The following is a 22,882-nucleotide window of genomic DNA, read 5'->3' as shown; positions in this document are numbered from 1 at the left end:
TACGGCCCCCCACCGACAGCCCCGTCTGGACCAATTTGCCGATTCCGGTGACGAGACTCCGCCGTCTCCCTAGTCTGGCCGAAAGGCGCGCCCGGTACCCCCCCGGCCAGACGTGTCGCTGTTCTGCCCCCCGAACAGAAGAAGAGGCACCATGCCCGAGACACTCGACTTCCACGGGTCCGAGACGGAGAAGGACCCGCGGCGGTCCCTGCGCGTCTCCGAGTGGCCGGTCGTGCGCAAGGTCGCCCTCGTGCTGGCGATCCCGCTGCTGCTCGCCGTCGTGCTCGGTGCGCTGCGTGTCCAGGACGAGCTCCAGGTGGCCGGAGCGGCCAACGCGACCGCCAGCCAGGTGACCGTGCTCGGCCCCGCCGTCGCCTACCTGAACGCGGCGGAGGACGCCGCGCTCGTCTTCCGCGAGACCGACGACGAGCAGCGGCGCGACGCCGCGCTCAAGCGTGTGAACGACGCCGCCGCCGCGCTCGAGTCCGCCTGGTCGGGTGCCGACCTGTCCGACGGCCAGCGGGCCCAGGTCCGCCAGCTGCTCGACGACACCCAGGGCCTGCGCGACGGGTCGTCCTACACGATCGTCTCCACCGCGTCCCAGGAGCTGCAGGACCTCGAGGCACAGGTGACGCTCGGCATCGCCGGCATGACCGACGCAGGGTCCGGCACCGAGTCGCTCATCGGCGTCGTCGGCCACCTCAACACCGGTCGTCTCGCGGTCGTCCGCCAGCAGCAGCTGGTCGTGGTCGACCCCGCCGTGATCCCCAAGGAGGAGCTCTACGGCTTCCTCGGAGTCGAGTCGGCCGCCATCGCCAACCTCGAGCTGCTGCTCCCCGACGACGAGCAGGTCGACCTGCTGCGGCAGTACAACGCCAGCAACGCCGGCCTCCTCGGCATCGGCACCCCGGACCTCAAGGGCCAGGCGCCGCTCAAGATCTACGACCAGCTCACCACCGACCTGCTCGAGCGGATCGAGACCGGGCTGGCCGCCCAGGCCACGGCCTCCAACCGCACCGCGATCGTCACGGCGCTGCTCACCGCTCTCGCCCTGCTGATCGCCGTCGTCCTCGGCCTGCTGGTCTCCCGGCTGCTGGTCCGCCCGATCCGCCTGGTGCGCGACAACGCCCTCGCCGTCGCCCACGAGGAGCTCCCCGAGACCGTGCGCCGGATCCGTGCCGGCCAGGACCCGGGCTTCGTGTCCACCATCCCGGTCACGACCCACGAGGAGCTCGGCCAGCTCGCCCGCGCCGTCGACGACCTCCACGAGACCGCCGTACGCCTGGCGCAGGACGAGTCCGAGCTGCGCTCCCGCGTGGCGGACATGTTCGTCACGCTCTCGCGACGCAACACCTCGCTGGTCAACCAGCAGCTGCGCCTGATCGAGAAGCTCGAGACCGACGAGGAGGACCCGCAGCGGCTCGAGAGCCTCTTCCGGCTCGACCACCTCGCCTCGCGCATGCGCCGCACGGCGGAGTCGCTCGTCGTCCTCGCAGACGCCCCGACCCAGGCGAGCGAGCAGGACGCGCTCTCCATCGACGAGGCGCTGCAGGCGGCCCTCGCCGGTGTCCAGGACTACCAGCGGGTGCGGGTGTCAGGGGCGCCGTCGCTGCGGGTCACCGGCGCCGCCGCCCCCGACCTCGTGCACCTGTTCACCGAGCTGGTCGACAACGCGCTCGCCTTCTCGCCGCCGAGCTCGCAGGTCGAGATCACCTCGACCACGCCCGCCGGCATGGTGCTCGTCGAGGTCGCCGACCGTGGCCTCGGCATCGACACCGCCACCCTGGCCGACCTCAACCAGACGCTGCGCACCGGCGCCGAGATCACGGCCGACACCACGCGCCGCATGGGCCTCTTCGTGGTGGCGCGGCTCGCGCGCCGGCACGGGCTGACCGTCTCCCTCGAGCGCAACGCCGACGGTGGTACGACGGCCCGGGTGTTCATCCCGAAGCCGCTGCTCTCCACCGGCGCCGACGATGCGGACCACGGGCTCGGCGACGAGGGCGAGGCCCCGCTGGCCACCGTCACCCCGGTCACGCCGGTTCCGGTGGCGGCCGCGCAGGTCGAGGAGATCGAGGAGGACCCCACCCTCGTGCCCGAGGAGGCCACCGCCGCGGCCGAGTCCGAGCCCGAGGCCGATCCGGCACCGGCGCGACCGGTCGCCGCCTCGGGGCGACCGAACCTCGCGGAGGCCATGTTCAAGCGGCCCAGCCTCCCCGATGCCGACCGGCTCTCCCAGCAGTCGCCCCTCCCGTCGCCGACCTCGACCCTGCCCACGCGCCGACCGGCGGCGCCCACCGCGCCGGCTGCACCGGCTGCACCGGCTGCTCCGGCGGCCGCGACCACCCCGGCGGCGACCGCCGAGGCCGGTCCTGCCGAGGTGCCCGGGCTCGACGCGCTCTCGGCCGTCATCAACGCCAACATCCGGCTCCCCCAGCGCCGCCCGGGGACCTCCGACCAGCCGCAGGAGCTCACCCCGCTGCTGCCGCGCCGCGAGCGGCCCGCCACGCCCGAGCCGGCGGCCGAGGAGGTCGTCGCGGAGCAGCCGGTCGTCGAGGCACCCGTCGCGGAGCAGCCGGTCGTCGAGGCACCCGCCGCGGAGCAGCCGGTCGTCGAGGCACCCGCCGCGGAGGTGCCTGAGGCCCAGCAGCCCGTCATCGAACCGATGGTGGCGTCGCTGGACCCCGAGACCGTCGCCGTCGAGGCCCTGGCCACGGTGTCCTCGCTGTCCGAGGCGGCCGAGCCGGTCGTGGTCGACGCCCTGAGCGGGCCGACGACCTACGACGTCGACAGCAGCGCCGACGACGACGAGACCCCGCTCTTCCGCCAGCTGCGGTCGAGCTGGTTCTCCAACGACGGCGGCAACGACTGGAGCGACGACCAGGCCGACGCCGGCTGGCAGGCCGCCGAGAAGGTGACGGAGGCCGCACCCTCCCGCCTCACCCAGTCGGGCCTGCCCGTGCGCGACCCGGGCAACCGGCTCGTGCCCGGAGGCATGACCAAGGCCGCCCCGACCCTCCACCGTGACCCGGAGGCCATCCGGGCGCGGCTCGCCGCACACGCCGCGGGCGTCGCCCGCGGCCGCACCATGGCCACCAGCCCAGCAAGCGCAGCAGCAGCCACCGCACCCACCGACCCCGTAGAGGACGTGACCCCCTGATGAGCGAGACCTTCTCCCCCACCACGGCCGTGAGCCAGGCGCGAGAGCTGGACTGGGTGGTCAGCCGCTTCGTGGACGAGGTCCCCGGCACCGCCCACGCGATCCTCGTCTCCGCCGACGGCCTCCTCACCGCAGCCAGCGCCCAGCTGCCGCCGGACCGCGCCGACCAGGTGGCCGCGGTCGCCTCCGGCCTCGCGAGCCTCGCGGTGGGCGCCTCCCGGCTCTTCGAGGGCGGTCCGGTGCTGCAGACCGTCGTGGAGATGCAGAACGGCTACCTGCTGCTGATGAGCGTCGGCGACGGTTCGCACCTCGCCGTCCTCACCCAGGACTCGGCCGACATCGGCCAGATCGGCTACGAGATGGCGCTGCTCGTCGAGCGCGTGGGCCAGATGGTCCAGGCGCAGGCGCGCACGCCCGGGATGTAGGAGGCCCCCATGAGCAGCGACGACAACCACGAGGACGTCGAGACGCGCGCGCCCCGGCTCGTGCGCTCCTACACGCTCACCGCCGGTCGCACCAAGACCGACGTGGACCTCCCCGTGGAGGCCACCCTGCGCCGCCAGGGGTTCGACGACGAGGGCGGCGAGACGCCCCGCCAGCGGATCCTGCGCGTCTGCGACAGCAAGTCCGTCGCCGAGGTGTCGGCGCTGGTGAAGATGCCCATCGGCGTCGTCCGCGTGCTGCTCGGCGACCTCGTGGAGGAGGGACTGGTGCGCGTCCAGGCGACGCTGACCGACTCCTCCTCGACCGACGAGCGCCGCGACCTGATCGAAAGGACCCTCCGTGGACTCCGTGCACTCTGACGACCGCCGCGCCGTCACCTCCACCAAGATCGTCGTCGCCGGCGGCTTCGGCGTCGGCAAGACGACCTTCGTGGGGTCGGTCTCCGAGATCATGCCGCTGCGCACCGAGGCGCTCGTGACCAACGAGTCCGAGGGCGTCGACGAGGTCGCGGCCCACACACCGGGCAAGACCTCGACGACCGTGGCCATGGACTTCGGCCGGATCACGCTCGCCCCCGACCTCGTCCTCTACCTGTTCGGCACGCCGGGTCAGAAGCGCTTCTGGTTCATGTGGGACGACCTCTGCGTCGGCGCCATCGGCGCGATCGTCGTGGTGGACACCGAGCGCCTCGACGAGGCCTTCTCCCCACTGGACTACTTCGAGGCGAAGGGGATCCCCTTCATCGTCGCGGTCAACCAGTTCGAGGGCACCCACCGCTACGACCTCGACGAGGTCCGCGGTGCGCTCGCCCTGCCGGACTCGGTGCCGATGATCCACCTCGACGCCCGCCACCGCGAGTCGGTCAAGCAGGCGCTCGTCCGGGTCACCGAGTACGCCCTCGAGCGGATGACCAGCTCGGTCGCGGTGCCGGCCAGCTGATCGCGCGGGCGAGGTCGTCCCTCGCCTCGACCTGCGGTCCCGGGCGACCGCGGGAGGACCGGTAGGTTTGAGGCGTGCTGGTGATCCTGCGGTACGTACGACGGACGCTGCTGACGCTGCTCGGCATCCAGGTCGTGCTCGCGGTGGGGATGTCCCTGGTCGACTCCTACCGGCGGCGCAGCAGGAGGCCCAAGCCGTTCCCGGTCACGCCACCGCGCACGGTCGCGGTCGGCGAGGCCGACGGCGACGTCACGACCTACACCTACGGGCGCGACCTCTACGACGACATGCTCGAGGCCATCGCGGGTGCCCGGCGCCAGATCCTCTTCGAGACCTACATCTGGAAGGGCGACGAGGTCGGCGAGGAGTTCAAGCAGGCGCTCACGGACGCCGCCGCCCGCGGCGTCGAGGTCCACTGCATCTACGACAGCTTCGCCAACGTCGTGGTCTCCCCGCGCTTCAAGCGGTTCCCCTCCTCGATGAAGGTGCTCCCCTACCCGACCTACAACGCGGGGTGGAGGTTCCTCGACCTGCGCCGCTACGGGCGCGACCACCGCAAGATCCTCGTGGTGGACGACGCCGTCGGGTTCGTGGGCGGCTACAACATCGGCACGGCCTACGCCACGGAGTGGCGCGACACCCACGTCCGGATCACCGGCCCGGCGGTCTGGGACCTCAAGCGCGCCTTCGCCGACTTCTGGAACCTCAACCGCCGCCGGCTGCTCGGCCAGAGCGAGCGGCCGCTGCTCCTGGAGACTGCTGCGGCGTGGGAGCCGCGGGTACGGGTCCACCGCAACGTGCCGCGGCTGTGGATGTTCCCCATCCGGGGCATGTACCTCGAGGCGATCAACCGGGCCAGCCGCAACGTCTGGCTCACCCAGGCCTACTTCCTGCCCGACCAGGACTTCGTGGACGCGCTCGTCGCGGCCGCGGGCCGCGGCGTCGACGTCCGGCTGCTGGTCCCGCTGAAGTCGAACCACGTCGTCGCCGACTGGATCTCGCGCGGCTACTACGACCAGCTGCTGCGCGGCGGTGTCCGGATCCTGCGCTTCCAGGGCGCGATGGTCCACGCGAAGACCGCGACCGTCGACGGCTCGTGGTCGACCGTCGGCACCGCCAACATCGACCGGCTCAGCCTCCAGGGCAACTACGAGATCAACCTCGAGGTCATCGACCAGGGACTCGCCGGCAGGCTCGAGGAGATCTTCGAGACCGACCAGTCCAACTGCCTCGAGCTGACGCTGTCGGAGTGGTCGGCGCGCGACCTCCACCGGCGGTTCACCGAGATGGTGCTGAACCCGTTGCGGCCCTTGCTGTGAGGGGCCGGCTGTGAGGGGCCCGCTGTGACGACATTGCCCCTCGACCGGGTGGTCGCCCTCGACGGTGGCCTGTCGACCGCGCTGGAGGAGCGCGGCGCCGACCTGTCCTCGTCGCTGTGGACCGCCCGGCTGCTGACCGACGACCCGGAGCTGCTCGCGGCGGCGCACCGGGCGTTCTACCTCGCGGGCGCGCGGGTGGCGACGACGGCGAGCTATCAGGCCACCGAGCCCGACCTCCTCGCCCGCAGCGTCGCGGTCGCGCGCGGCGTACGGGACCAGCTCGCCGAGACCCACGCGGGCCTGCTGGTGGCCGGCAGCGTCGGACCGTACGGCGCGGTGCTGGCCGACGGCTCGGAGTACCGCGGCCGCTACGGCATCGGCCGGGCCCGGCTGCGCGACTTCCACGCACCCCGCATCGACGTGCTGGTGGCCGCCGGGCCGGACCTGCTCGCGGTCGAGACGATCCCGGACCAGGAGGAGGCCGAGGTCGTCGCCGACCTGCTGGCCGACGCCGGCCTCCCCGCCTGGGTCAGCTACACCGTGACCGGCGACCGGACGGCTGCCGGGCAACCGCTGGGCGAGGCCTACGCCGTCCTCGCCGATCGCCCGGGCCTCGTGGCGGTGGGCGTCAACTGCTCGGCCCAGGAGGACGTCCTCGGCGCGGTGACGGCGGCGGTCGCGGCCACGGGTCTCCCCGCCGTCGCCTACCCGAACCGGGGCGGCTCGTGGGACGCCGACCGCAAGCAGTGGTCCTACGGCGACGCCCTCGACCTCTCGCTGGTCGAGGCCTGGGTCGCGGCCGGCGCGCGCTGGGTCGGGGGCTGCTGCGGAACCGGACCCTGCGACATCGCCGCGCTGTCGACCCGGCTCGAGGCCGTCGCCCCCTAGTCCGCCCGGGGGATGTCGAGCACGCTCGTCAGCTGGAGCGCCTTCGCCTGGTCGCCCTTCACCTTCAGCCGGCCTCGCAGCACGCCGAAGACCGGGCTCAGGTGGCCGGTCGCGAGGCGCAGGAAGTCGTGGCCCTCGCAGGTGACGGTGGCGTCGCGGGGCCCGTCGTGGTCGCCGTCGGTGACCGTGGCCGCACCGTGGCGCACCACCACGACCCGGCGCTCGAGCTCGCCGTCCGGGTGACCGGTGAGCCGGAAGCCGACGGTGAGGTCGACCTTCGCGGCGCGGGTCGGGTTCACGAAGTCGGGGAGCCGGTCGAAGATCTCACCCAGGACGACGGCGCGGAAGCCCGACCTCATCACCTTCTCCAGGTGTCGCCCGTCGACCTCACCCACCGCCGTCGCGACCTCGACCGGCTCGAGACGACGCGGGTCGACGGCGACACCGGGGCGGCCGGGGACCTCGAACAGGCCGCCCATCGCCAGCGCCAGGTCGGTGTCGCCCTCGATGTCGAGGGTGCCGCGGAGGTACTCGAGACCCGCGTTGCGCTCGCCCGCCACCACGGCGGCCAGCACCTCGGGACGGCCCCGGACGACGACGTCGACGTCGGCTCCCGCCGGATGGGCGGCGATCCGCCCCGCGTCGAAGCGCAGCGCCAGCGCGTCGCCCGGCGTCTCGTAGCGGACCGTGCCCGCGACGGCCGCGAGACGGCTGGGCAGCGCTCGGCGCGGAAGGTCGGCGAGGACGTCGGCGAGCGCGGGCGTGGCGGTCGTCACTGTCACACCATGTCACAGACACCTGGCCGACGCCGGGGCCTCAGGTCGGCAGGTGGGTCCGCGGCGCCATCCGCGGGCCGAGCCGCGGCCGGTGGAGACCCGCGAGCCCGACGAGGGCCTGCACGCGGTAGCGGTGGGGGCGGTAGGGCTCCAGGAACTCGCGCAGCTCCTCGTCGTCGAACGCCGTCCCGGTCAGGGCCCAGCCGACGTCCTTCGCGACGTGGTAGTCGCCGAAGGAGACCGCGTCGGCGTCGCCGAGCGCCCGCTGCCGCACCTCGGCGCTGGTCCACTCCCCGATGCCGGGCAGCGACTGGAGCGCCCGGTCGGCCTCGTCGCGCGAGGCGGTCGTCGTGCGTTCGAGGGCGTGGGCGACCCGGGCCGCCATGACCACCGCGCGCGACCGGGCCGGGTCGATGTGGAGCTTGAGCCACTCCCACGACGGGATCGTGCGCAGCGTCTCGGCGTCGGGCTGCACGTAGACCCCGAGGTCGTGGCCGGGCCCCGGGGCACGGGTGCCGTAGCGGTGGACGAGGTTCCGGAAGCCGGCGAAGGCCTCCTGCCCGGTGACCTTCTGCTCGATGATCGCCGGGACCAGCGCCTCCATCACCAGTCCCGTCCTGCCCAGCCGCCAGTTGCGGTGGGCGCGCCAGACGTCGGCGATGACCTGGTGGCGCGGGTCGAAGCCGCTCGCGTCGTCGTCGGCGCCGAGCAGCGCGGGGACCGCCTCCAGGACCCACTCGGCACCGTCGCCCCACGCCGCGCAGTAGACGCCGTCCTCGCGGGGCCGGCTGTCGACCATCAGCGTGGCGACGCCCTCCGGCGTACGGATGCCGCGCCAGTGGCGGCCCTGGAAGTCGATCTTGTAGGTCGGGTCGGATCCCCCGTGGCGCTGCTGGCGCAGCACGGCGTCGACCGGGCAGTCCCACTCCGGCACCCAGAGCCGGGTGTTGCGGCTCTGGGAGTCTGGGTCGTGGGACATGGGGAGGAGCGTAGGTCACCGGCCTGACGCGGCGGTACTACCCTCACGGACGTGACGGACCAGGGTGGGCGCGAGATCGAGCAGGACATCGAGACCGACTTCTCCAGGCAGATGTCCTACGGCGACTACCTACGGCTCGACACGTTGCTGTCCGCGCAGGTCCCGCTCAGCGACCCGCCGCAGCACGACGAGCTGCTCTTCATCGTCCAGCACCAGACCTCCGAGCTGTGGCTGAAGCTGATGGTCCACGAGCTCCGCTCCGCCCGCGCCCTGCTCGCCGCCGACGAGCTCTCCCCCGCCCTCAAGCGGCTCGCGCGGGTCAAGCACATCCAGCGCACCCTCACCGACCAGTGGTCGGTGCTGGCCACCCTGACCCCCAGCGAGTACGCCGAGATCCGGCCCTTCCTCGCCACCTCGTCGGGCTTCCAGTCGGCGCAGTACCGCGAGGTGGAGTTCCTGCTCGGCAACAAGGACACCGAGATGGTCAAGGTGTTCGGCCACGACCCGGCCACCCGCGACCGGCTGGCCGGTCTGCTCGCCGAGCCGTCGCTCTACGACGAGTTCCTGCGCCTGCTCGGCCGCCGGGGCTACGCCGTGCCCGCGGAGCTGCTCGACCGCGACTGGACGGGGCGCCGCCCCTCCCACGCCGGGCTGGTCGACGTCTTCGCCGGGGTCTACGCCGCTCCGCACGACCACTGGGGCGTCTACGAGACCTGCGAGGAGCTCGTCGACGTCGAGGACAACTTCCAGGAGTGGCGCTTCCGCCACCTCCAGGTCGTCCAGCGCACGATCGGCCAGCGTCCCGGCACCGGCGGCTCCTCCGGCGTCGCCTTCCTGCGCCGCGCGCTCGACCTCACCTTCTTCCCCGAGCTCTACGAGGTGCGCGCCCGCATCGGCGGGTGACGTGCAAGCGGGCGGCAAGGGCGCGTCAAGCGTGCTGCCACACGCTGACCGGGACAGATCCACCGTCCCGGCGAAGGAGCCCCGATGTCCGCCCCGTTGCACCCCACCATCACCACCCCCACCGACACCCGCGTCATGGGCGTCATCCACACCGTCTACCGACGCGAGCTGCGACTCGCCGGCGAGGTGGTGCGTGGTGTCGCGCCCGGCGACACCGCTCGCGCCGCGGTCGTCGCGGACCACCTCCAGCTGGTCCACGACCACCTGCACCACCACCACACGGCCGAGGACGACCTGCTCTGGCCGCTGCTGCTCGAGCGCGTCCCGGAGGAGCTCGCCCCGCTCGTGCATCTGATGGAGCAGCAGCACGCGACGGTGGAGTCGCTCGTCGCCGAGGTCGCCACGCTCCTCCCCCGCTGGCGCAGCGGCGCCGCGGCCGACGACCGCGACCGGCTCGCCGAGCTCCACGACCGGCTCTACCTCCACCTCGTGGAGCACATGGACGCCGAGGAGGAGCGCCTGCTCCCGATCGTGGCGCGTGCGGTCACCCAGGACGAGTGGGAGGCGATGGGCGCGCGGGCCCGCAGTGGTACGCCCCGGTCGCAGTCGCTGCTCGTGCTCGGGATGATCGTGCACGACGGCGACCCCGAGGTCGTCGCGACGATGCTCGCGACCGCTCCGGGCCCGGTGCGGTGGTTGCTGCCGCGGCTCGCGCGGCGGGCCTACCGGCGGCACGCCCTGAGCGTCTACGGCACCGCGACGCCCTGACCCGGACCCGGCTCAGCCCAGCGCGGCCAGCGCCGCCCGGCTCTGGTCGGCCCACAAGGCGAGCCCGAGGGACTCGTGGGTGGCGAGTGCCGCGGTGAGGTGGTCGCGTGCCGCGGCGCGGTCGCCGGCGGCCGCGGCCAGCTCGCCCAGCGCCTGGTGGACGCTGCCGGTGAACAGCACGCCGGAGGCGATGGCGAGCTCGTCGGCGAAGGGCGTGAGGGCGTCCCGCAGCGCCCGGACCGCGTCCTGGTCGTCCAGGGCGATCCAGGTGCGCGAGCGCAGGGCGTCGACGGTCACGGTCAGGTAGTCCCGCGGCGGCGTCGGCTGGTCGGCCCAGTCGCCGAGCACCGACCGGACCTCGTCGGTCCTGCCGGCCCGCACCAGGGCCAGGGCGTGCAGCTCGCGGAAGACCGGGTGGTGCTCCCGCGCCGCGGCCAGCACCGGCTCGAGCTCGGCGAGCCGGCCCTGGTGCTCCAGCACCATCGCGCGGTGAGCCAGGCCGATGCCGAGACCCGGCATCGCCAGCGTCGCCTCGAACTCCTCCACCTCCTCCACGACCGCCAGCGCCCCCGCCCAGTCCTCCGCGAGCTCACGCCGCAGCGCCTCGTGCCAGCCGCTGATCACGACCGCCTCCGAGACGTGGGCGCGCACGGCGATCTCGCGCGCCCGGGCCACGTCGGTGCGCCAGCCGTCGAGCTGGCCCAGGCTCGCCCGGTCCGAGCCACGGTGGGTCAGGAACGCCGCCAGCGTCGCGTCGTCCCCGACCCGGGTGGCGATGCCGATGACCTCGTCGTAGAGCGGCAGCCGCCGCGCCCGCATCTCCGGGCGCAGCAGCGCGACGACCGCGACCTTGATCACCCGCATCCGCTGGGCCTCCGAGACCTCGGCGCTGCGGGCGAGGCGGACCGCCTCCTCCGACGCCGACGTGGCCAGCTCCTCGTCGCCGGGGCGGAAGAAGAGCTCGAAGGAGAGCCCGCCCCGGAGCAGCGCCCGGGTCGTGGGGTCGACGTCCGGCTCGGCGGCGATCACCTGCTGCCAGAGGGCGATGCCGTCGTCGTCCCAGCTCGGGTGGGCGCGCCATCCCCAGACCGTGTCCTCGGTGAGGGCGACCAGGGCCGCGGCCGCTGCGGCGGCGTCGCCGCGCTCGAGGGCCGAGCGGGCGGCCCGGGAGGCCGGTTCCCAGGCGTCGATGGGACGGCCGAGGCGCAGCAGCGCGCGGACCGTGACGAGCAGGAGCTCCTCGCGCTCAGGCGCGGACAGCGCCGGGTCGCGGTCCTGCAGGTCCCCGGCGAGGCGGGCCAGCCGGAGCGCCTCGTCGTACGAGGCCTCCTGGCACGCCTGGCTCGAGGCCCGTTGGGCGAACCACCACGCCGACCGCTCGTAGCCCGGTCCGGCGAGCTCGTAGTGGCGCGCGAGCTCGGCGGCGTGCCCGACGAGCGCGCTCGCGTGGCGCACCTCGAGTGCGGCCCCGACCGCGGCGTGGGCCCGGGCCCGCGCCGCACCTCCCAGCACCTCGTAGACAGCGTCGCGCGCGATCGCGTGGGCGAACCGGAAGCGACCAGGTCCTTCCTCCTCGACCAGCCCGAGCACCTGGAGGGCCTCGGCGGCGTCCGCCACCTCCGCGACCGGCCTCCCGACCGCCTCGGCGACCACGCCGAGGTCGAAGGTCCGGCCCGCGACCGCGGCCACGGTCACGACCTCGTGGGCTCCGGGGTCGAGCGACCCCAGGCGTTGACGGACGACGTCGCGCACACCCGCCGGGACCGCACGGTCGTCGCCGACCGGGTCGGAGAGGCCCCCACCACTGGCGAGCAGGCGGACCACCTCGCCGAGGTAGAACGGGTTGCCCTCGGTGCGCGCGACGAGGGCGGCGGCGACCTCGGGGTCCACCTCGGTGCCGGTGCGCTGGCGCACCCAGGTGCGCACCGCACCGGGGTCGAGGCCGCGGAGCTCCAGCCGATCCGCACCGAGGCGGGTCAGCGCGGCGACGGTCTCGGTGAGCGCCGCCGACGACACGGCCTCCCGGCGCACCAGGAGGACCAGGAGGGTCGGGACGTCGACGAGACCGGCCGCGAGGCGCCGCAGCAGCCGGAGGCTCTCCGCGTCGGCCCACTGGACGTCGTCGAGCACCAGGACCGAACGGCCGGCGGCCCGCAGCGCCGTCGCCACCTGATCGGCCTGCTGGAAGCTCACGGACGCGGCGTCGTGGGCGTCGTCCACCTGCAGGGCCGCCGCCGCGTCGACCTGCGAGAGCGCTCGCGACCAGCCCCAGAGGGGCGGGCACGGGTCGGACTCCCAGATCCCGCGGCCGGCGCCGAAGCCGCGTCGCCGCGCACGGCCGACGACCTCCTCGGCGTACCTGCTCTTGCCGATGCCCGACTCGCCCTCGACCACGAGCACCCGACCGCGCCCCGTCGTCTCGACGGCAGCCAACAGCTCCTCGGCCGCGCCGAGCGCCGCCTCGCGGCCGAACAGGCCCGGCAGGTCGCCGGCTTCCGGATCCTCGGGAACCGGCACCGGGAGCGTGGGGGCGAGCGCCGGGTCCTGCCGCAGGATCGCCTGCTCCAGGGCCTGGAGCTCGGGACCCGGATCGACCCCCAGCTCCTCGGCCAGGTGGTCCCGGGCCCGCCGCAGCGTGGCCAGCGCATCCCCCTGGCGTGCCGCCAGGTAGAGGGCTCTCGCGAGGAGCGCCCAGAGCCGCTCCCGCAGCGGGTGGTCCGCGACCAGCCGCTCCAGCGCACCGACGGCCTCGGCGTGGTCGCCGAGGTCGGTGCGCCGCTGCCAGAGGTCCTCGGTCGCGGCCATCCGCAGCTCGCCCAGCCGGACCGCCTCGGCCCGCAGCCCCGCGGACGCCAGCCCGGCGTACGCCTCACCGCGCCAGCGGGCGAGCGCGGCGGTCAGCGCGTCGACGGCTGCCCGGGGATCGGGCTCGGCACGCGCAGCAGTCACCTCGGCGGCGAAGACGCGGGCGTCGAGCTCGACGTTGTCCTGGCGCAGCGAATAGCCGCCGGGGTGGGTGCGCAGCCGTTCACTCGCGCCGCGCTCGGTGCGGCCGGGGTCGAGCGCGCGGCGCAGCCTGGCCACATAGCTCTGGAGGGACGCCTCGACCCTGGCGGGCGGGTTGCCGTCCCACATCTCCTCGATCAGCTGCTCGATCGCGACGGCCCGACCGTCGGCCGCGACCAGCAGGCCGACCAGGGTGCGCGGCTTGGCGCCCCCCAGGTCGACCTGCTGGCCGTCGACGACCACCTCGAGGTCGCCCAGGACGTGGATCAGCACGCTCGGATCATAGGCAGTCCGGCGGTCATCGGCGGGTGGCTCCGGCCGCCCGCGCGGACGACGGCCCGCGGAGGCCCATGACGCCGGTGACCAGGGCCCAGGCGGACAGCGACATGCCGGCGACGGCGAAGAGCGGCGACGTCTCGGTGTCGGGGAGCAGGAGGGTCAGCGGCACCACGACGGCGTGGACCGTGCCGCCGACGATCCCGACGACCGACAGCACCCGGAGCCGGCCCCAATCGGCGCCGATCGCGGTCGCCATCCAGACGATCGCGGCACCGCTCAGCGGATAGAGGAAGGCGGCCAGGCCGAGGTGGGTCAGGGCGACCGGGGCGCTGTGTCCGTGGGCCAGGTTCTCGGAGTCGACGGCTGCGGCGGTGTGCAGGACGGCCTCGACGAGGTAGAGCGCGAGAACGACGACGCCGACCCCGAGGGCCGAGTCGGCGCGGGGCCAGCGTCCTGAGCGCCGGGCGCCCCAGAGGCCGAGGAGCATCAGGGCGACGCCGAGGGCGAGCAGGGAGTGCCCGGGCACCCAGCTGGCGTCGGCGGTCATGACGGCGAGCTCCTCACGGGCGGTGTTGCCCTCGGCTGCGACCTCGGGGTGCATCCCGCCACCGACGGCGGAGAGGACGCCGGAGGCGATCAGAGCGAAGGGCCAGGCGCGTACGACGCGCGACGTCGTGGTGGTGGTCGGGAGGGTGATCGGGCTGGTGTTCTGTGTCGTGGTCATGGCAGCAGCGTCGAAGCCCGCGCTTGACCGTCGGTTGCGCTGCGCTTGCACGGGCGGTGTGGGCGCTCCGCACTAGCGTGGACGCATGCTGATCGCGGAGCTGGTGACCACCCACGCGGCGGTGTCCGCGACGCGCTCGCGCAAGGAGAAGTCGGCGGCGCTCGCCGCCGCCCTCGCCTCGGCCGACCGCGACGACCTGCCGATCGTCGTCTCCTGGCTGGGCGGGTCGCTGCTCCAGCGCCGCACCGGCCTCGGCTGGCGGGGGCTCCAGTCGCTCCCGGCCCCCGCGGAGTCCTCCTCGCTCGAGGTGCGCGAGGTCCACGAGGCCTTCGACCACCTCGCGGGGCTCTCGGGCGCCGGCTCCCAGCAGGCCCGGGCCGACGCGGTGGCCGACCTCTTCGGGCGGGCCACCGCCGAGGAGCAGCGCTGGCTGCGGGGCCTGGTCACCGGTGAGGTCCGACAGGGAGCGCTCGACGCCCTCGTGCAGGAGGCCCTCGCCGTCGCCGCCGGCGTCCCTCTCAAGGCCGTGCGTCGCGCCGCGATGCTGGCCGGCTCGACGGTCGCCGTCGCGGTGCCGGCGTTCGAGGGCGAGGCGGCGCTGGCCGCGATCGGCCTGCAGGTCGGCCGACCGGTGCTGCCGATGCTGGCCTCCAGCGCGACCGACGTGGCGGCCGCGTTCGCCAAGGTGGCGCCCGACGGCGGCCCGGTGGCGGTCGACACCAAGCTCGACGGCATCCGGATCCAGGTCCACCGCCGGGGCGGCGACGTCACGGTCGCCACCCGGAGCCTCGACGACATCACCCACCGGCTCCCCGAGGTGGTCGCCCTCGCCCGCTCCCTCCCGGCCGAGTCGTTCGTGCTCGACGGCGAGGCGATCGCGCTCGACGAGTCCGGGCGGCCGCGGCCCTTCCAGGAGACCGCCTCCCGCACCGCCCAGGACTCCGGCGTCGAGGTCAGCTCCTACTTCTTCGACCTCCTCCACCTCGACGGGCGCGACCTGCTCGACGTCGACGGCGCCCGACGCCTCGAGGCGCTGAGCGGCCTGGTGCCGGAGTCCAACCTCGTGGCCCGGCTCGTCACCGACGACCCGGCCGAGGCCGACGCCTTCGCCACGCGGGTCGTCTCCGAGGGGCACGAGGGGGTCGTGGTGAAGAGCCTGTCGGCGGCGTACGACGCGGGGCGGAGGGGGGCGGGCTGGGTGAAGGTCAAGCCGGTCCACACCCTCGATCTCGTCGTGCTCGCGATCGAGTGGGGCTCCGGGCGACGGTCCCGGTGGCTCTCCAACATCCACCTCGGCGCCCGCGACGAGGCCTCGCCCACCGGCTTCACCATGCTCGGCAAGACCTTCAAGGGCATGACCGACGAGATGCTGGCCTGGCAGACCGAGCGCTTCACCGAGCTGGCCACCTCACCCACCGACAGGTCCGACTACGTCGTGCACGTGCGACCCGAGCAGGTCGTCGAGATCGCCTTCGACGGCCTCCAGCGGTCCACCCGCTACCCCGGCGGCCTGGCGCTGCGGTTCGCGCGGGTGGTGCGCTACCGCGACGACAAGACGGCGGCCGACGCCGACACCCTCGAGACCGTGCGCTCCGTCGCGAGACTCGGAGACGACGCATGACCCGGGTCTACGTCGACATGGTCGGAGACCTCTTCCACGCCGGCCACGTCCGGCTCCTGCAGGAGGCGGCGCGCCACGGCGACCACGTCATCGCCGGCGTGCTGTCCGACGAGACCGTCGCGGCCTACAAGCGGCGTCCGGTGATGACGCTCGCCGAGCGGGTCGCGGTGGTCGAGGCGTGCCGCCACGTCGACGAGGTGGTTCCCGATGCACCCCTCCGGTTGACCGACGGCTTCCTCGACGACCACCAGATCGACGTGGTCGTCCACGGCGACGACCTGACGTCCGAGGCTGCCGCCGAGGTCTACGGGCCCGCCGTCGAGCGCGGGATCCTGCGGCTGGTCCCACGCTCCGGCGGGATCTCCACCACCCAGCTGATCCGTCGGGCGCGCGAGCACCGTTGACCCGACAGGGCGTCCTCGGCATGGTGGTCGACATCGAGGAAGGAGGCGCCATGACGCGACAGGTGGTCGTGACGACGATCCCGGTGCTCCCCGAGCACCACGAGACGAGCGCTGCCGCCCTGAGCGACTTCGTCGCCCGGATGCGAGATGTGGAGGGCTGCCTGGGGTTCGACGTCTACGAGTCCTCCGCCACGCCCGGCAGCTTCGTGACCATCGCGCAGTGGGCCGACCACGCGGCGTTCGAGGCCCATCGGGGCTCGCCGGCGGTCGTCGAGGCGATGCAGGCAGCCCAGCCGTTCCTGAGCGGTCGGCCCACCGTCGACCCGCTGGTCCCGGTCGACGCCGTCGAGCCGTAGGTCGTCCACCTCGCGGCGTGACGAAGTCGTCACGCCTGTACGAACACGTGTTGCACTAATCTGTCGCCATGAGCTCGTCCGCCACCGCGCCGCCGACCGACGGTCGCCGTACGGCCGCGGCCGCCCGTCGGCGCAAGCGGGAGGCTGAGATCATCGCCGCCACCCGCGAGCTGTTCGACCGGGCCGGGGTCCGCGACGCCCAGATCGACCAGATCGCCAGGGCCGTCGGGGTCAACCGGGCCATCGTCTACCGTCACTTCACCGGCAAGGAGGAGCTCTTCGCCCTCACGCTGGTGCAGTACCTCGACGAGCTGAAGGCAGCGCTCGAGAGTGCCGACGCGGCCGGCAACGACGCCGCCGACCGGCTCACCCGGATCACGACGGCGTTCGTCGACTACGGCATCGCCCACCCGGCGTTCGTGGACTGTGCTCAGACCCTGATGCGGCGCACCGGGCCCGAGCTGCTCGAGGAGATGAGCGAGTCAGCGGTCTTCCGCCTCGGCCGCGCGATCTCCGGCTGCCTCGCCGTGCTCGGCGCTGCCCTCGAGGCGGGCGTGGAGTCCGGTGAGTTCGAGGTCGACGACCCCACCCTGCTGGCCAACACGCTCTACGCCAGCGGGCTCGGCGCGCTCCAGCTCGCCCGCGTCGGGATCCTGGTGAAGGAGGCCGCTCCCGGCATCCCCACCGTCGGCGAGATCAGCCCGGAGCAGGTGCGCGACTACCTCGTCGCGAGCGCGCTGGCCCTCGCCACGAGACACTGACGCGCGACTCGGGTGTCACGCCCGCCCGACTCGGCGGTCACGCGGGCGCGACTCGACGACCTACTTCTCGAGGATCGCGACGACGCCCTGGCCGCCCGCGGCGCAGATCGAGATCAGGGTGCGGCCGGAGCCGGCCTGGTCGAGCTGCTTCGCGGCGGCGTTGACGATGCGTCCACCGGTGGCCGCGAAGGGGTGGCCCGCCGCCAGCGAGGATCCGTTGACGTTGAGCTTCGACCGGTCGATCGGACCGAGCGGGGCGTCGAGGCCGAGCCGCTCCTTGCAGAAGATCGGGTCCTCCCACGCCTTCAGCGTCGAGAGCACCTGGGAGGCGAACGCCTCGTGGATCTCGAAGTAGTCGAAGTCGTCGAAGGTCAGGCCCTCGCGCTGGAGCATCCGCGCGACCGCGTAGGCCGGGGCCATCAGCAGCCCCTCCTGGCCGTGGACGTAGTCGACGGCCGCGGTCTCGTAGGCGGTGAACCACGCGAGCACCGGCAGGTCGTGCTCCTTCGCCCACTCCTCGGAGGCCAGCAGCACCGCGGAGGCGCCGTCGGTCAGCGGGGTGGAGTTGCCGGCGGTCATCGTGGCCGCCTCGCCCTTGCCGAAGACCGGCTTGAGCTTGGCGAGCTTCTCGGCCGAGGAGTCGGGGCGCAGGTTGTTGTCGCGCTCGAGGCCGCGGAACGGGGTCACCTGGTCGTCGAGGAAGCCGGCGTCGTACGCCGCGGCGAGGCGCTGGTGGGACGTGGCGGCGAGCTCGTCCTGCTCCTCGCGCGAGATCTGCCACTCCAGGGCGGTGAGGGCGGCGTGCTCCCCCATCGAGAGCCGGGTGCGGGGCTCGCCGTTCTGGGGGATCTCGAGGCCGATGTCGCCGGGTCGGATCGCGCCGAGCGCCTTGACCTTGCCGGCCGTGTCGCGGGCGGCGTTGACCTTCATCAGCTTCTTGCGGAGCTTGTCGCTGATCGCGACCGGGGCGTCGGAGGTGGTGTCGGTGCCACCCGCGATGCCGGCCTCGATCTGGCCGAGGGCGATCTTGTTGGCGACCTGGATCGCGGCCTGGAGGCCGGTGCCGCAGGCCTGCTGGATGTCGGTGGCGGGCGTCTCGGGCGAGAGCTTCGAGCCGAGGACGGCCTCGCGGGTCAGGTTGAAGTCGCGGGCGTGCTTGAGCACGGCGCCGGCGACGACCTCGCCCAGGCGCTCGCCCTCGAGGCCGAAGCGCGTGACCAGGCCGTCGATGGCGGCGGTCAGCATCTCCTGGTTGGAGGCGTCGGCGTAGGCGGTGTTGGAACGGGCGAAGGGGATCCGGTTGCCGCCGAGGACGGCGACACGGCGAACGGAGGGAGCCAGTTCTACAGAGTGCGTGGAGGTCTGCATGACACCCATTGTGACTCACGAGTAACCTTCTCCGAAACCGCCTGAGTCGCACATCACGAAATGTGGACGTCCAGTGTCACAGGGAGTTACAACATCACCATGAGCGATCGCTACCAAGGCTTCGTGCAGTCCTCCGTCGGCCAGCTCCTCGTCAAGAACCTCGGCCTGCCCAACCCCACCCCGCTGCAGCGCTGGGAGGAGGGTGCCCCGCTCGTCGACGGCACCGTCGTCGTCGGTGGCACCGGCCGCCTCGCCGAGTCGCTGCCGGGCATGCTCGACCTGCTCGGCATCGCCACCACCCAGGCGCCCGACGCCGCGGAGAAGTACCAGGGCCTGGTCTTCGACGCCACCGGCCTCACCGACGCCGGCCAGCTCTCCGCGCTCCGCGACTTCTTCACCCCGCTGATGCGCAGCCTCGCGACCTGCCCCCGCATCGTCGTGCTCGGCACCCCGCCCGAGCTGGTCTCGGGCTCCGAGCGGGTGGCCCAGCGCGCGCTCGAGGGCTTCACCCGCTCGCTCGGCAAGGAGGTCGGACGCGGCGGCACCGTCCAGCTGGTCTACGTCGCCGAGAAGGCGGAGGGCGCCGTCGCCTCGACCCTGGCGTTCCTCCTCTCGCCCAAGTCGGCCTACGTCTCCGGCCAGGTCGTCCGCATCGGCACCCACACGGCGAAGGCCGGTGAGGTCACCGACTGGACCCGCCCGCTCGAGGGGAGGGTCGCGCTCGTGACCGGCGCCAGCCGCGGCATCGGCGAGCAGATCGCGCGCGTGCTCCACCGCGACGGCGCGACCGTCGTCGGGCTCGACGTCCCGCAGGCCGCCAGCGACCTGCAGGCGCTGATGCGCGAGCTCGACGGCGACCACCTCACCCTCGACATCACCGCCAAGGACGCGCCGCAGCGGATCGCGCGCCACCTCAAGGAGAAGCACGGCGGGGTCGACGTGGTCGTCCACAACGCCGGCATCACCAAGGACAAGAAGCTCGCGAACATGGACGAGGACCGCTGGAACGCGGTCATCAACGTCAACCTCGTGGCGCCCGAGCGGATCACCCGCGAGCTGCTCGACCAGGGCGTCGTCAACGCTGGCGGCTCCATCATCGGGGTCGCCTCGATCGCCGGCATCGCCGGCAACGTGGGCCAGACCAACTACGCCGCGTCGAAGGCCGGCGTCATCGGGCTCGTCGACAGCCTCAAGGACGAGCTCCAGGACGGCATCACCGTCAACGCGGTCGCGCCCGGCTTCATCATCACCCAGATGACCGCGGCCGTGCCCTTCGCGACCCGCGAGGTCGGCCAGCGCCTCAACGCGATGTCGCAGGGCGGGCTGCCGGTCGACGTCGCCGAGACCATCGCCTGGTACGCCTCCCCCGGTTCCACCGCCGTCAACGGCAACGTGGTCCGGGTCTGCGGCCAGATGATGCTGGGGGCATGACGTGCCCGCGATGCCGACGCTGCTGAAGGCCGCGCTGCCGTCGATCCCGGTCGTCAACCAGCTGCCCGGCGTCCGCAAGGAGCAGGGCGCCGACCCCAGCACGCTGCGGTTCAGCCGCGGTGGGGTCATCGCCGACCGCGACCACGCGGCGGCGTACGCGCGGGTCTGCGGGTTCCCGGTCAAGGACACGGTGCCGCTGACCTACCCCCACCTGCTGGCCTTCCCGCTCCACATGGAGGCGATGACCAGCCCGCAGTTCCCCTTCCCCGCGATCGGCTCGGTCCACGTCGAGAACTCGATCACCTCTCACCGGCCGATCGTGGCCGGCGAGTCGCTCGACGTGAGCGTGAACGTCTCCTCGACGCGACCGCACCCGAAGGGCACGGTCGTCGACTTCCTCGCCGAGGTCCGCTCGGGCAGCGAGGTCGTGTGGGAGTCGACGTCGACCTACCTGCGTCGCGGGCGGTCGAACGACGACGCGGACAAGGGGCTGACGTTCGACACCACTCCGGCCGGTACGACGCAGTGGCAGCTGCCGGCCGACCTGGGCCGGCGCTACGGCGCGGTGTCGGGTGACCGCAACCCGATCCACCTCTACCCCGTGACGGCGAAGGCGCTCGGCTTCCCGCGCCAGATCGCCCACGGCATGTGGAGCCTGGCGCGCTGCGTCGCGGCGCTGGAGAACCGGCTGCCGGACGCCGTCACGGTCGAGGTCGGCTTCAAGAAGCCGATCCTGCTGCCCGGCACCGTCGCCTTCGGCCACGAGGCCCGGCCCGACGGCGGCCAGGTCTTCGCGCTGAGCAGCCCGAAGGACGGCGCCCCCCACCTCGTGGGACGGGCCGTCCGGGCCTGACCCCGGAGTGGAGGTGACTGAGCCACATTTCGAGCACGCGGAATGTGGCTCACTCACCGCTGGCTGGCAGCGGCCCAGAGCCGCTGCTCGGCCTCGGGCGAGAGCCCGGTGGCCGGGCGGTCGGCGGGCTGCTCGGGCAGCCCTTCCCGCTGCAGCCAGGCCCAGGTGTCGCCGACCGTCTCGCCGACCGGCCGGCAGGTGAGCCCGGCGTCGAGGGCCGCGGTGACGTCGCAGTCGTGCATCGCGGCGTAGTCGCCCGTCGGTGGCATCCAGATCGGCAGCTCGGTCCAGGGCGCCACCCCGGCGGCCTCGACGACCGCGGGATCGAGCCACACCAGCTCGGCGTCGGCCCCGGTGACCCGGACGCACTCCTCGAGGAGCTCACCGATCGTGGTGTGGCCCGGTCGGCTGACGGCGTTGAGGACACCGGTGGGCCGGTGGTCGAGGACCCAGTCGGCGAGGTCGCGGGCGTCGACGTACTGCAGCGGCCGGTCGTGCGGTCCCGGCGCCGGGACCCGGTCGCCGGCGGCGACCCGCTGGAGCCAGAAGGGGAGCCGGCCGATCTGCTCGTAGGGACCGAGGACCAGCCCGGCCCGCAGGCACGACCACGGACCGTCGAACTCGGCCTGCACGGCGAGCTCGCCGCCGCGCTTGTCGGCGGCGTAGTCGGTCGCGTCCGCGTCGGCCGAGGCGTCGACGACGGGTGCCGACTCGTCGAGCCCGGGCGCCGGCGGCCAGGTGTAGACCGAGCGGGAGGACACGTAGGCGTAGTGGCCGGCCCGTCCCGACAGCAGCCGGGCGCTGTCACGGACGGCGACCGGGGCGGAGGACCAGGTGTCGACCACGACGTCGAACTCGTCGTCGCCCAGCGCGGCGGCCAGCGAGGCCGCGTCGAGCCGGTCGCCCCGGCGTACGTCGACACCGGCGGCGTCGCGGCCGGCGCGGCCCCGGTTGAGGGTGACGACCTCGTGACCCCGGGCGAGCGCCGACTCGACGACCGCGCGGCCGACGTGGCGGGTGCCGCCCAGGACCAGGACCCTCACGCTCGCGGCTCCCGCATCCGGATCAGGCCCTCCTGGGCGACGGAGGCGACCAGGGTGCCCTCCTCGGCATAGACCTGCGCCATCGCGAACCCGCGGGCGCCGTGGGCGGCCGGTGAGTGCTGGTCGTAGAGCCACCACCGGTCGGCGCGGAAGGGCTGGTGGAACCAGACCGCGTGGTCGAGCGACGCCGGTTGGAGCCGCGGGTCGGAGATCACGACGCCGTGGGGCACGAGCGAGGCGCCGAGCAGGGTCAGGTCACTCGCGTAGGTGAAGGCCGCGAGGTGCTCGAGCGGGTCGTCGGACAGGTCGCCGTTGACGCGGATCCAGATCTGGGCCCGGGCCGGGTGGTCCGGGTCGTCGGGCAGGCCGTGGCCGCTGACGCCGACGTAGCGCACCTCCAGGGCGGCCCACTCACGGGCGAACGCCTCGGAGTTGCCGCCCTGCATCTTCACCAGGTCGATCATGTCGACGGCCTCGGCCGGGGGGCGTACGTCGGGCATCCGGTCCTGGTGCTCGAAGCCCGGCTCGTCGATCTGGAAGTTGGTCGTCTGGAAGTAGATCGGTCGCCCGTGCTGGCGTGCCTCGACCCGACGGGTGGCGAACGAGCGGCCGTCGCGGAGCCGCTCGACGTCGTAGACGATCGGCACGGACGGGTCGCCCGGGCGCAGGAAGTAGGAGTGGAGCGAGTGGGCCCGATAGACCGGCTCCACCGAGTGGCACGCGGCGATCAGCGCCTGGGCGGCGACCTGGCCGCCGAAGACCCGTTGGCGGTCGGTGTCGGCCTGGCGGCCGCGGTAGAGGTCGACGTCGATCTGCTCGAGGTCGAGCAGCTCGACGAGCTGGGCGGCGGATCCGGCCAC

General features: G+C 73.4%; 21 protein-coding genes. 14 read left to right on the top strand and 7 right to left on the bottom strand.

From position 1 onward, the window contains the following. Positions 1-151: 151 nt before the first annotated feature. From ABD091_RS18840 to mmuM, 6 genes are all read left to right on the top strand, one after another. Complete coding sequence (locus ABD091_RS18840; RefSeq protein ID WP_343921516.1) at positions 152-3,160, top strand: sensor histidine kinase; 3,009 nt, start codon at positions 152-154, stop codon at positions 3,158-3,160. Continuing rightward, positions 3,160-3,585, top strand: a complete 426-nt coding sequence (locus ABD091_RS18835) for a roadblock/LC7 domain-containing protein (RefSeq protein ID WP_425571495.1) — start codon at positions 3,160-3,162, stop codon at positions 3,583-3,585. The genes ABD091_RS18840 and ABD091_RS18835 overlap by 1 nt, the downstream gene beginning before the upstream one ends. Positions 3,586-3,594: 9 nt before the next feature. Further along, positions 3,595-3,963 carry a DUF742 domain-containing protein gene (locus tag ABD091_RS18830; protein ID WP_343921514.1) on the top strand — a complete coding sequence of 123 codons (369 nt, stop codon included), beginning with the start codon at positions 3,595-3,597 and terminating at the stop codon, positions 3,961-3,963. After that, positions 3,953-4,543: a GTP-binding protein gene (locus ABD091_RS18825; RefSeq protein WP_343921512.1), complete on the top strand. Its 591-nt coding sequence runs from the start codon at positions 3,953-3,955 to the stop codon at positions 4,541-4,543. Before ABD091_RS18830 ends, ABD091_RS18825 begins: the two co-directional genes overlap by 11 nt. A gap of 149 nt (positions 4,544-4,692) precedes the next feature. Further along, positions 4,693-5,862 (top strand): phospholipase D-like domain-containing protein, encoded by a 1,170-nt coding sequence (locus tag ABD091_RS18820; protein ID WP_379190187.1) that lies wholly within the window; start codon positions 4,693-4,695, stop codon positions 5,860-5,862. 24 nt (positions 5,863-5,886) lie between these two features. Continuing rightward, the gene (gene mmuM, locus ABD091_RS18815; protein ID WP_343921508.1) at positions 5,887-6,750 is read left to right on the top strand and encodes a homocysteine S-methyltransferase; all 864 of its coding nucleotides are present in this window, start codon (positions 5,887-5,889) and stop codon (positions 6,748-6,750) included. On the opposite strand, the gene ABD091_RS18810 is transcribed toward mmuM, so the two are convergent. Continuing rightward, positions 6,747-7,526, bottom strand: a complete 780-nt coding sequence (locus ABD091_RS18810; protein WP_343921506.1) for an SCP2 sterol-binding domain-containing protein — start codon at positions 7,524-7,526, stop codon at positions 6,747-6,749. The two genes, mmuM and ABD091_RS18810, sit on opposite strands and share 4 nt — an antisense overlap. Before the next feature lie 40 nt (positions 7,527-7,566). Then, the gene (locus tag ABD091_RS18805) at positions 7,567-8,505 is read right to left on the bottom strand and encodes a DNA-3-methyladenine glycosylase family protein (RefSeq protein ID WP_343921504.1); all 939 of its coding nucleotides are present in this window, start codon (positions 8,503-8,505) and stop codon (positions 7,567-7,569) included. A 51-nt stretch (positions 8,506-8,556) separates the two neighbouring features. On the opposite strand from ABD091_RS18805, the gene ABD091_RS18800 reads away from it, so the two are divergent. Next, entirely contained in the window at positions 8,557-9,408 is an 852-nt protein-coding gene (locus ABD091_RS18800) for a tryptophan 2,3-dioxygenase (protein ID WP_343921502.1), read from the top strand. 84 nt (positions 9,409-9,492) lie between these two features. Next, complete coding sequence (locus ABD091_RS18795; RefSeq protein WP_343921500.1) at positions 9,493-10,176, top strand: hemerythrin domain-containing protein; 684 nt, start codon at positions 9,493-9,495, stop codon at positions 10,174-10,176. 12 nt (positions 10,177-10,188) lie between these two features. On the opposite strand, the gene ABD091_RS18790 is transcribed toward ABD091_RS18795, so the two are convergent. Both ABD091_RS18790 and ABD091_RS18785 read right to left on the bottom strand, forming a co-directional pair. Then, entirely contained in the window at positions 10,189-13,455 is a 3,267-nt protein-coding gene (locus ABD091_RS18790; protein WP_343921498.1) for an ATP-binding protein, read from the bottom strand. Positions 13,456-13,480: 25 nt separating this feature from the next. After that, a complete protein-coding gene (locus ABD091_RS18785) occupies positions 13,481-14,185 on the bottom strand; it encodes a hypothetical protein (protein WP_343921496.1) in 705 nt (234 codons plus the stop codon). An 85-nt stretch (positions 14,186-14,270) separates the two neighbouring features. Here ABD091_RS18785 and ABD091_RS18780 point away from each other — a divergent pair, with 85 nt between their 5' ends. From ABD091_RS18780 to ABD091_RS18765, 4 genes are all read left to right on the top strand, one after another. Continuing rightward, the gene (locus tag ABD091_RS18780) at positions 14,271-15,806 is read left to right on the top strand and encodes an ATP-dependent DNA ligase (protein ID WP_343921494.1); all 1,536 of its coding nucleotides are present in this window, start codon (positions 14,271-14,273) and stop codon (positions 15,804-15,806) included. Then, entirely contained in the window at positions 15,803-16,210 is a 408-nt protein-coding gene (locus tag ABD091_RS18775) for an adenylyltransferase/cytidyltransferase family protein (protein WP_343921492.1), read from the top strand. Before ABD091_RS18780 ends, ABD091_RS18775 begins: the two co-directional genes overlap by 4 nt. Positions 16,211-16,260: 50 nt before the next feature. Then, a complete protein-coding gene (locus ABD091_RS18770) occupies positions 16,261-16,566 on the top strand; it encodes a putative quinol monooxygenase (protein WP_343921490.1) in 306 nt (101 codons plus the stop codon). A 68-nt stretch (positions 16,567-16,634) separates the two neighbouring features. After that, on the top strand, positions 16,635-17,327 hold the full coding sequence (locus tag ABD091_RS18765; RefSeq protein ID WP_343921488.1) for a TetR/AcrR family transcriptional regulator: 693 nt from the start codon (positions 16,635-16,637) through the stop codon (positions 17,325-17,327). 60 nt (positions 17,328-17,387) lie between these two features. Here the strand turns inward: ABD091_RS18765 and ABD091_RS18760 are convergent, their stop codons facing one another. Then, positions 17,388-18,695: an acetyl-CoA C-acetyltransferase gene (locus ABD091_RS18760; protein ID WP_343921486.1), complete on the bottom strand. Its 1,308-nt coding sequence runs from the start codon at positions 18,693-18,695 to the stop codon at positions 17,388-17,390. Between the two features lie 99 nt (positions 18,696-18,794). Between ABD091_RS18760 and ABD091_RS18755 the strand changes: the two genes are divergently transcribed. Together ABD091_RS18755 and ABD091_RS18750 are read left to right on the top strand one after the other, a co-directional pair. Continuing rightward, positions 18,795-20,126: a 3-oxoacyl-ACP reductase gene (locus ABD091_RS18755; protein ID WP_343921484.1), complete on the top strand. Its 1,332-nt coding sequence runs from the start codon at positions 18,795-18,797 to the stop codon at positions 20,124-20,126. 10 nt (positions 20,127-20,136) lie between these two features. Further along, complete coding sequence (locus tag ABD091_RS18750; RefSeq protein WP_343921482.1) at positions 20,137-20,979, top strand: MaoC/PaaZ C-terminal domain-containing protein; 843 nt, start codon at positions 20,137-20,139, stop codon at positions 20,977-20,979. A gap of 53 nt (positions 20,980-21,032) precedes the next feature. On the opposite strand, the gene ABD091_RS18745 is transcribed toward ABD091_RS18750, so the two are convergent. Beyond that, positions 21,033-22,022, bottom strand: a complete 990-nt coding sequence (locus ABD091_RS18745; RefSeq protein WP_343921480.1) for an NAD-dependent epimerase/dehydratase family protein — start codon at positions 22,020-22,022, stop codon at positions 21,033-21,035. Further along, positions 22,019-22,882 carry an acyl-CoA thioesterase gene (locus tag ABD091_RS18740; protein ID WP_343921478.1) on the bottom strand — a complete coding sequence of 288 codons (864 nt, stop codon included), beginning with the start codon at positions 22,880-22,882 and terminating at the stop codon, positions 22,019-22,021. Before ABD091_RS18740 ends, ABD091_RS18745 begins: the two co-directional genes overlap by 4 nt.

It is taken from the genome of Nocardioides aestuarii (assembly GCF_039527245.1).
Lineage (GTDB): Bacteria > Actinomycetota > Actinomycetes > Propionibacteriales > Nocardioidaceae > Nocardioides > Nocardioides aestuarii.
This window is presented reverse-complemented; position numbering and strand designations above follow the sequence as displayed.

What these genes read in the sequence shown, in the direction of transcription:
- ABD091_RS18840 (WP_343921516.1), top strand. Translation starts at nt 152, where the DNA reads ATGCCCGAGACACTCGACTTCCACGGGTCCGAGACGGAGAAGGACCCG.
- ABD091_RS18835 (WP_425571495.1), top strand. Translation starts at nt 3,160, where the DNA reads ATGAGCGAGACCTTCTCCCCCACCACGGCCGTGAGCCAGGCGCGAGAG.
- ABD091_RS18830 (WP_343921514.1), top strand. Translation starts at nt 3,595, where the DNA reads ATGAGCAGCGACGACAACCACGAGGACGTCGAGACGCGCGCGCCCCGG.
- ABD091_RS18820 (WP_379190187.1), top strand. Translation starts at nt 4,693, where the DNA reads ATGTCCCTGGTCGACTCCTACCGGCGGCGCAGCAGGAGGCCCAAGCCG.
- ABD091_RS18805 (WP_343921504.1), bottom strand. Translation starts at nt 8,505, where the DNA reads ATGTCCCACGACCCAGACTCCCAGAGCCGCAACACCCGGCTCTGGGTG.
- ABD091_RS18795 (WP_343921500.1), top strand. Translation starts at nt 9,493, where the DNA reads ATGTCCGCCCCGTTGCACCCCACCATCACCACCCCCACCGACACCCGC.
- ABD091_RS18785 (WP_343921496.1), bottom strand. Translation starts at nt 14,185, where the DNA reads ATGACCACGACACAGAACACCAGCCCGATCACCCTCCCGACCACCACC.
- ABD091_RS18780 (WP_343921494.1), top strand. Translation starts at nt 14,271, where the DNA reads ATGCTGATCGCGGAGCTGGTGACCACCCACGCGGCGGTGTCCGCGACG.
- ABD091_RS18775 (WP_343921492.1), top strand. Translation starts at nt 15,803, where the DNA reads ATGACCCGGGTCTACGTCGACATGGTCGGAGACCTCTTCCACGCCGGC.
- ABD091_RS18770 (WP_343921490.1), top strand. Translation starts at nt 16,261, where the DNA reads ATGACGCGACAGGTGGTCGTGACGACGATCCCGGTGCTCCCCGAGCAC.
- ABD091_RS18765 (WP_343921488.1), top strand. Translation starts at nt 16,635, where the DNA reads ATGAGCTCGTCCGCCACCGCGCCGCCGACCGACGGTCGCCGTACGGCC.
- ABD091_RS18760 (WP_343921486.1), bottom strand. Translation starts at nt 18,695, where the DNA reads ATGCAGACCTCCACGCACTCTGTAGAACTGGCTCCCTCCGTTCGCCGT.
- ABD091_RS18755 (WP_343921484.1), top strand. Translation starts at nt 18,795, where the DNA reads ATGAGCGATCGCTACCAAGGCTTCGTGCAGTCCTCCGTCGGCCAGCTC.
- ABD091_RS18750 (WP_343921482.1), top strand. Translation starts at nt 20,137, where the DNA reads ATGCCGACGCTGCTGAAGGCCGCGCTGCCGTCGATCCCGGTCGTCAAC.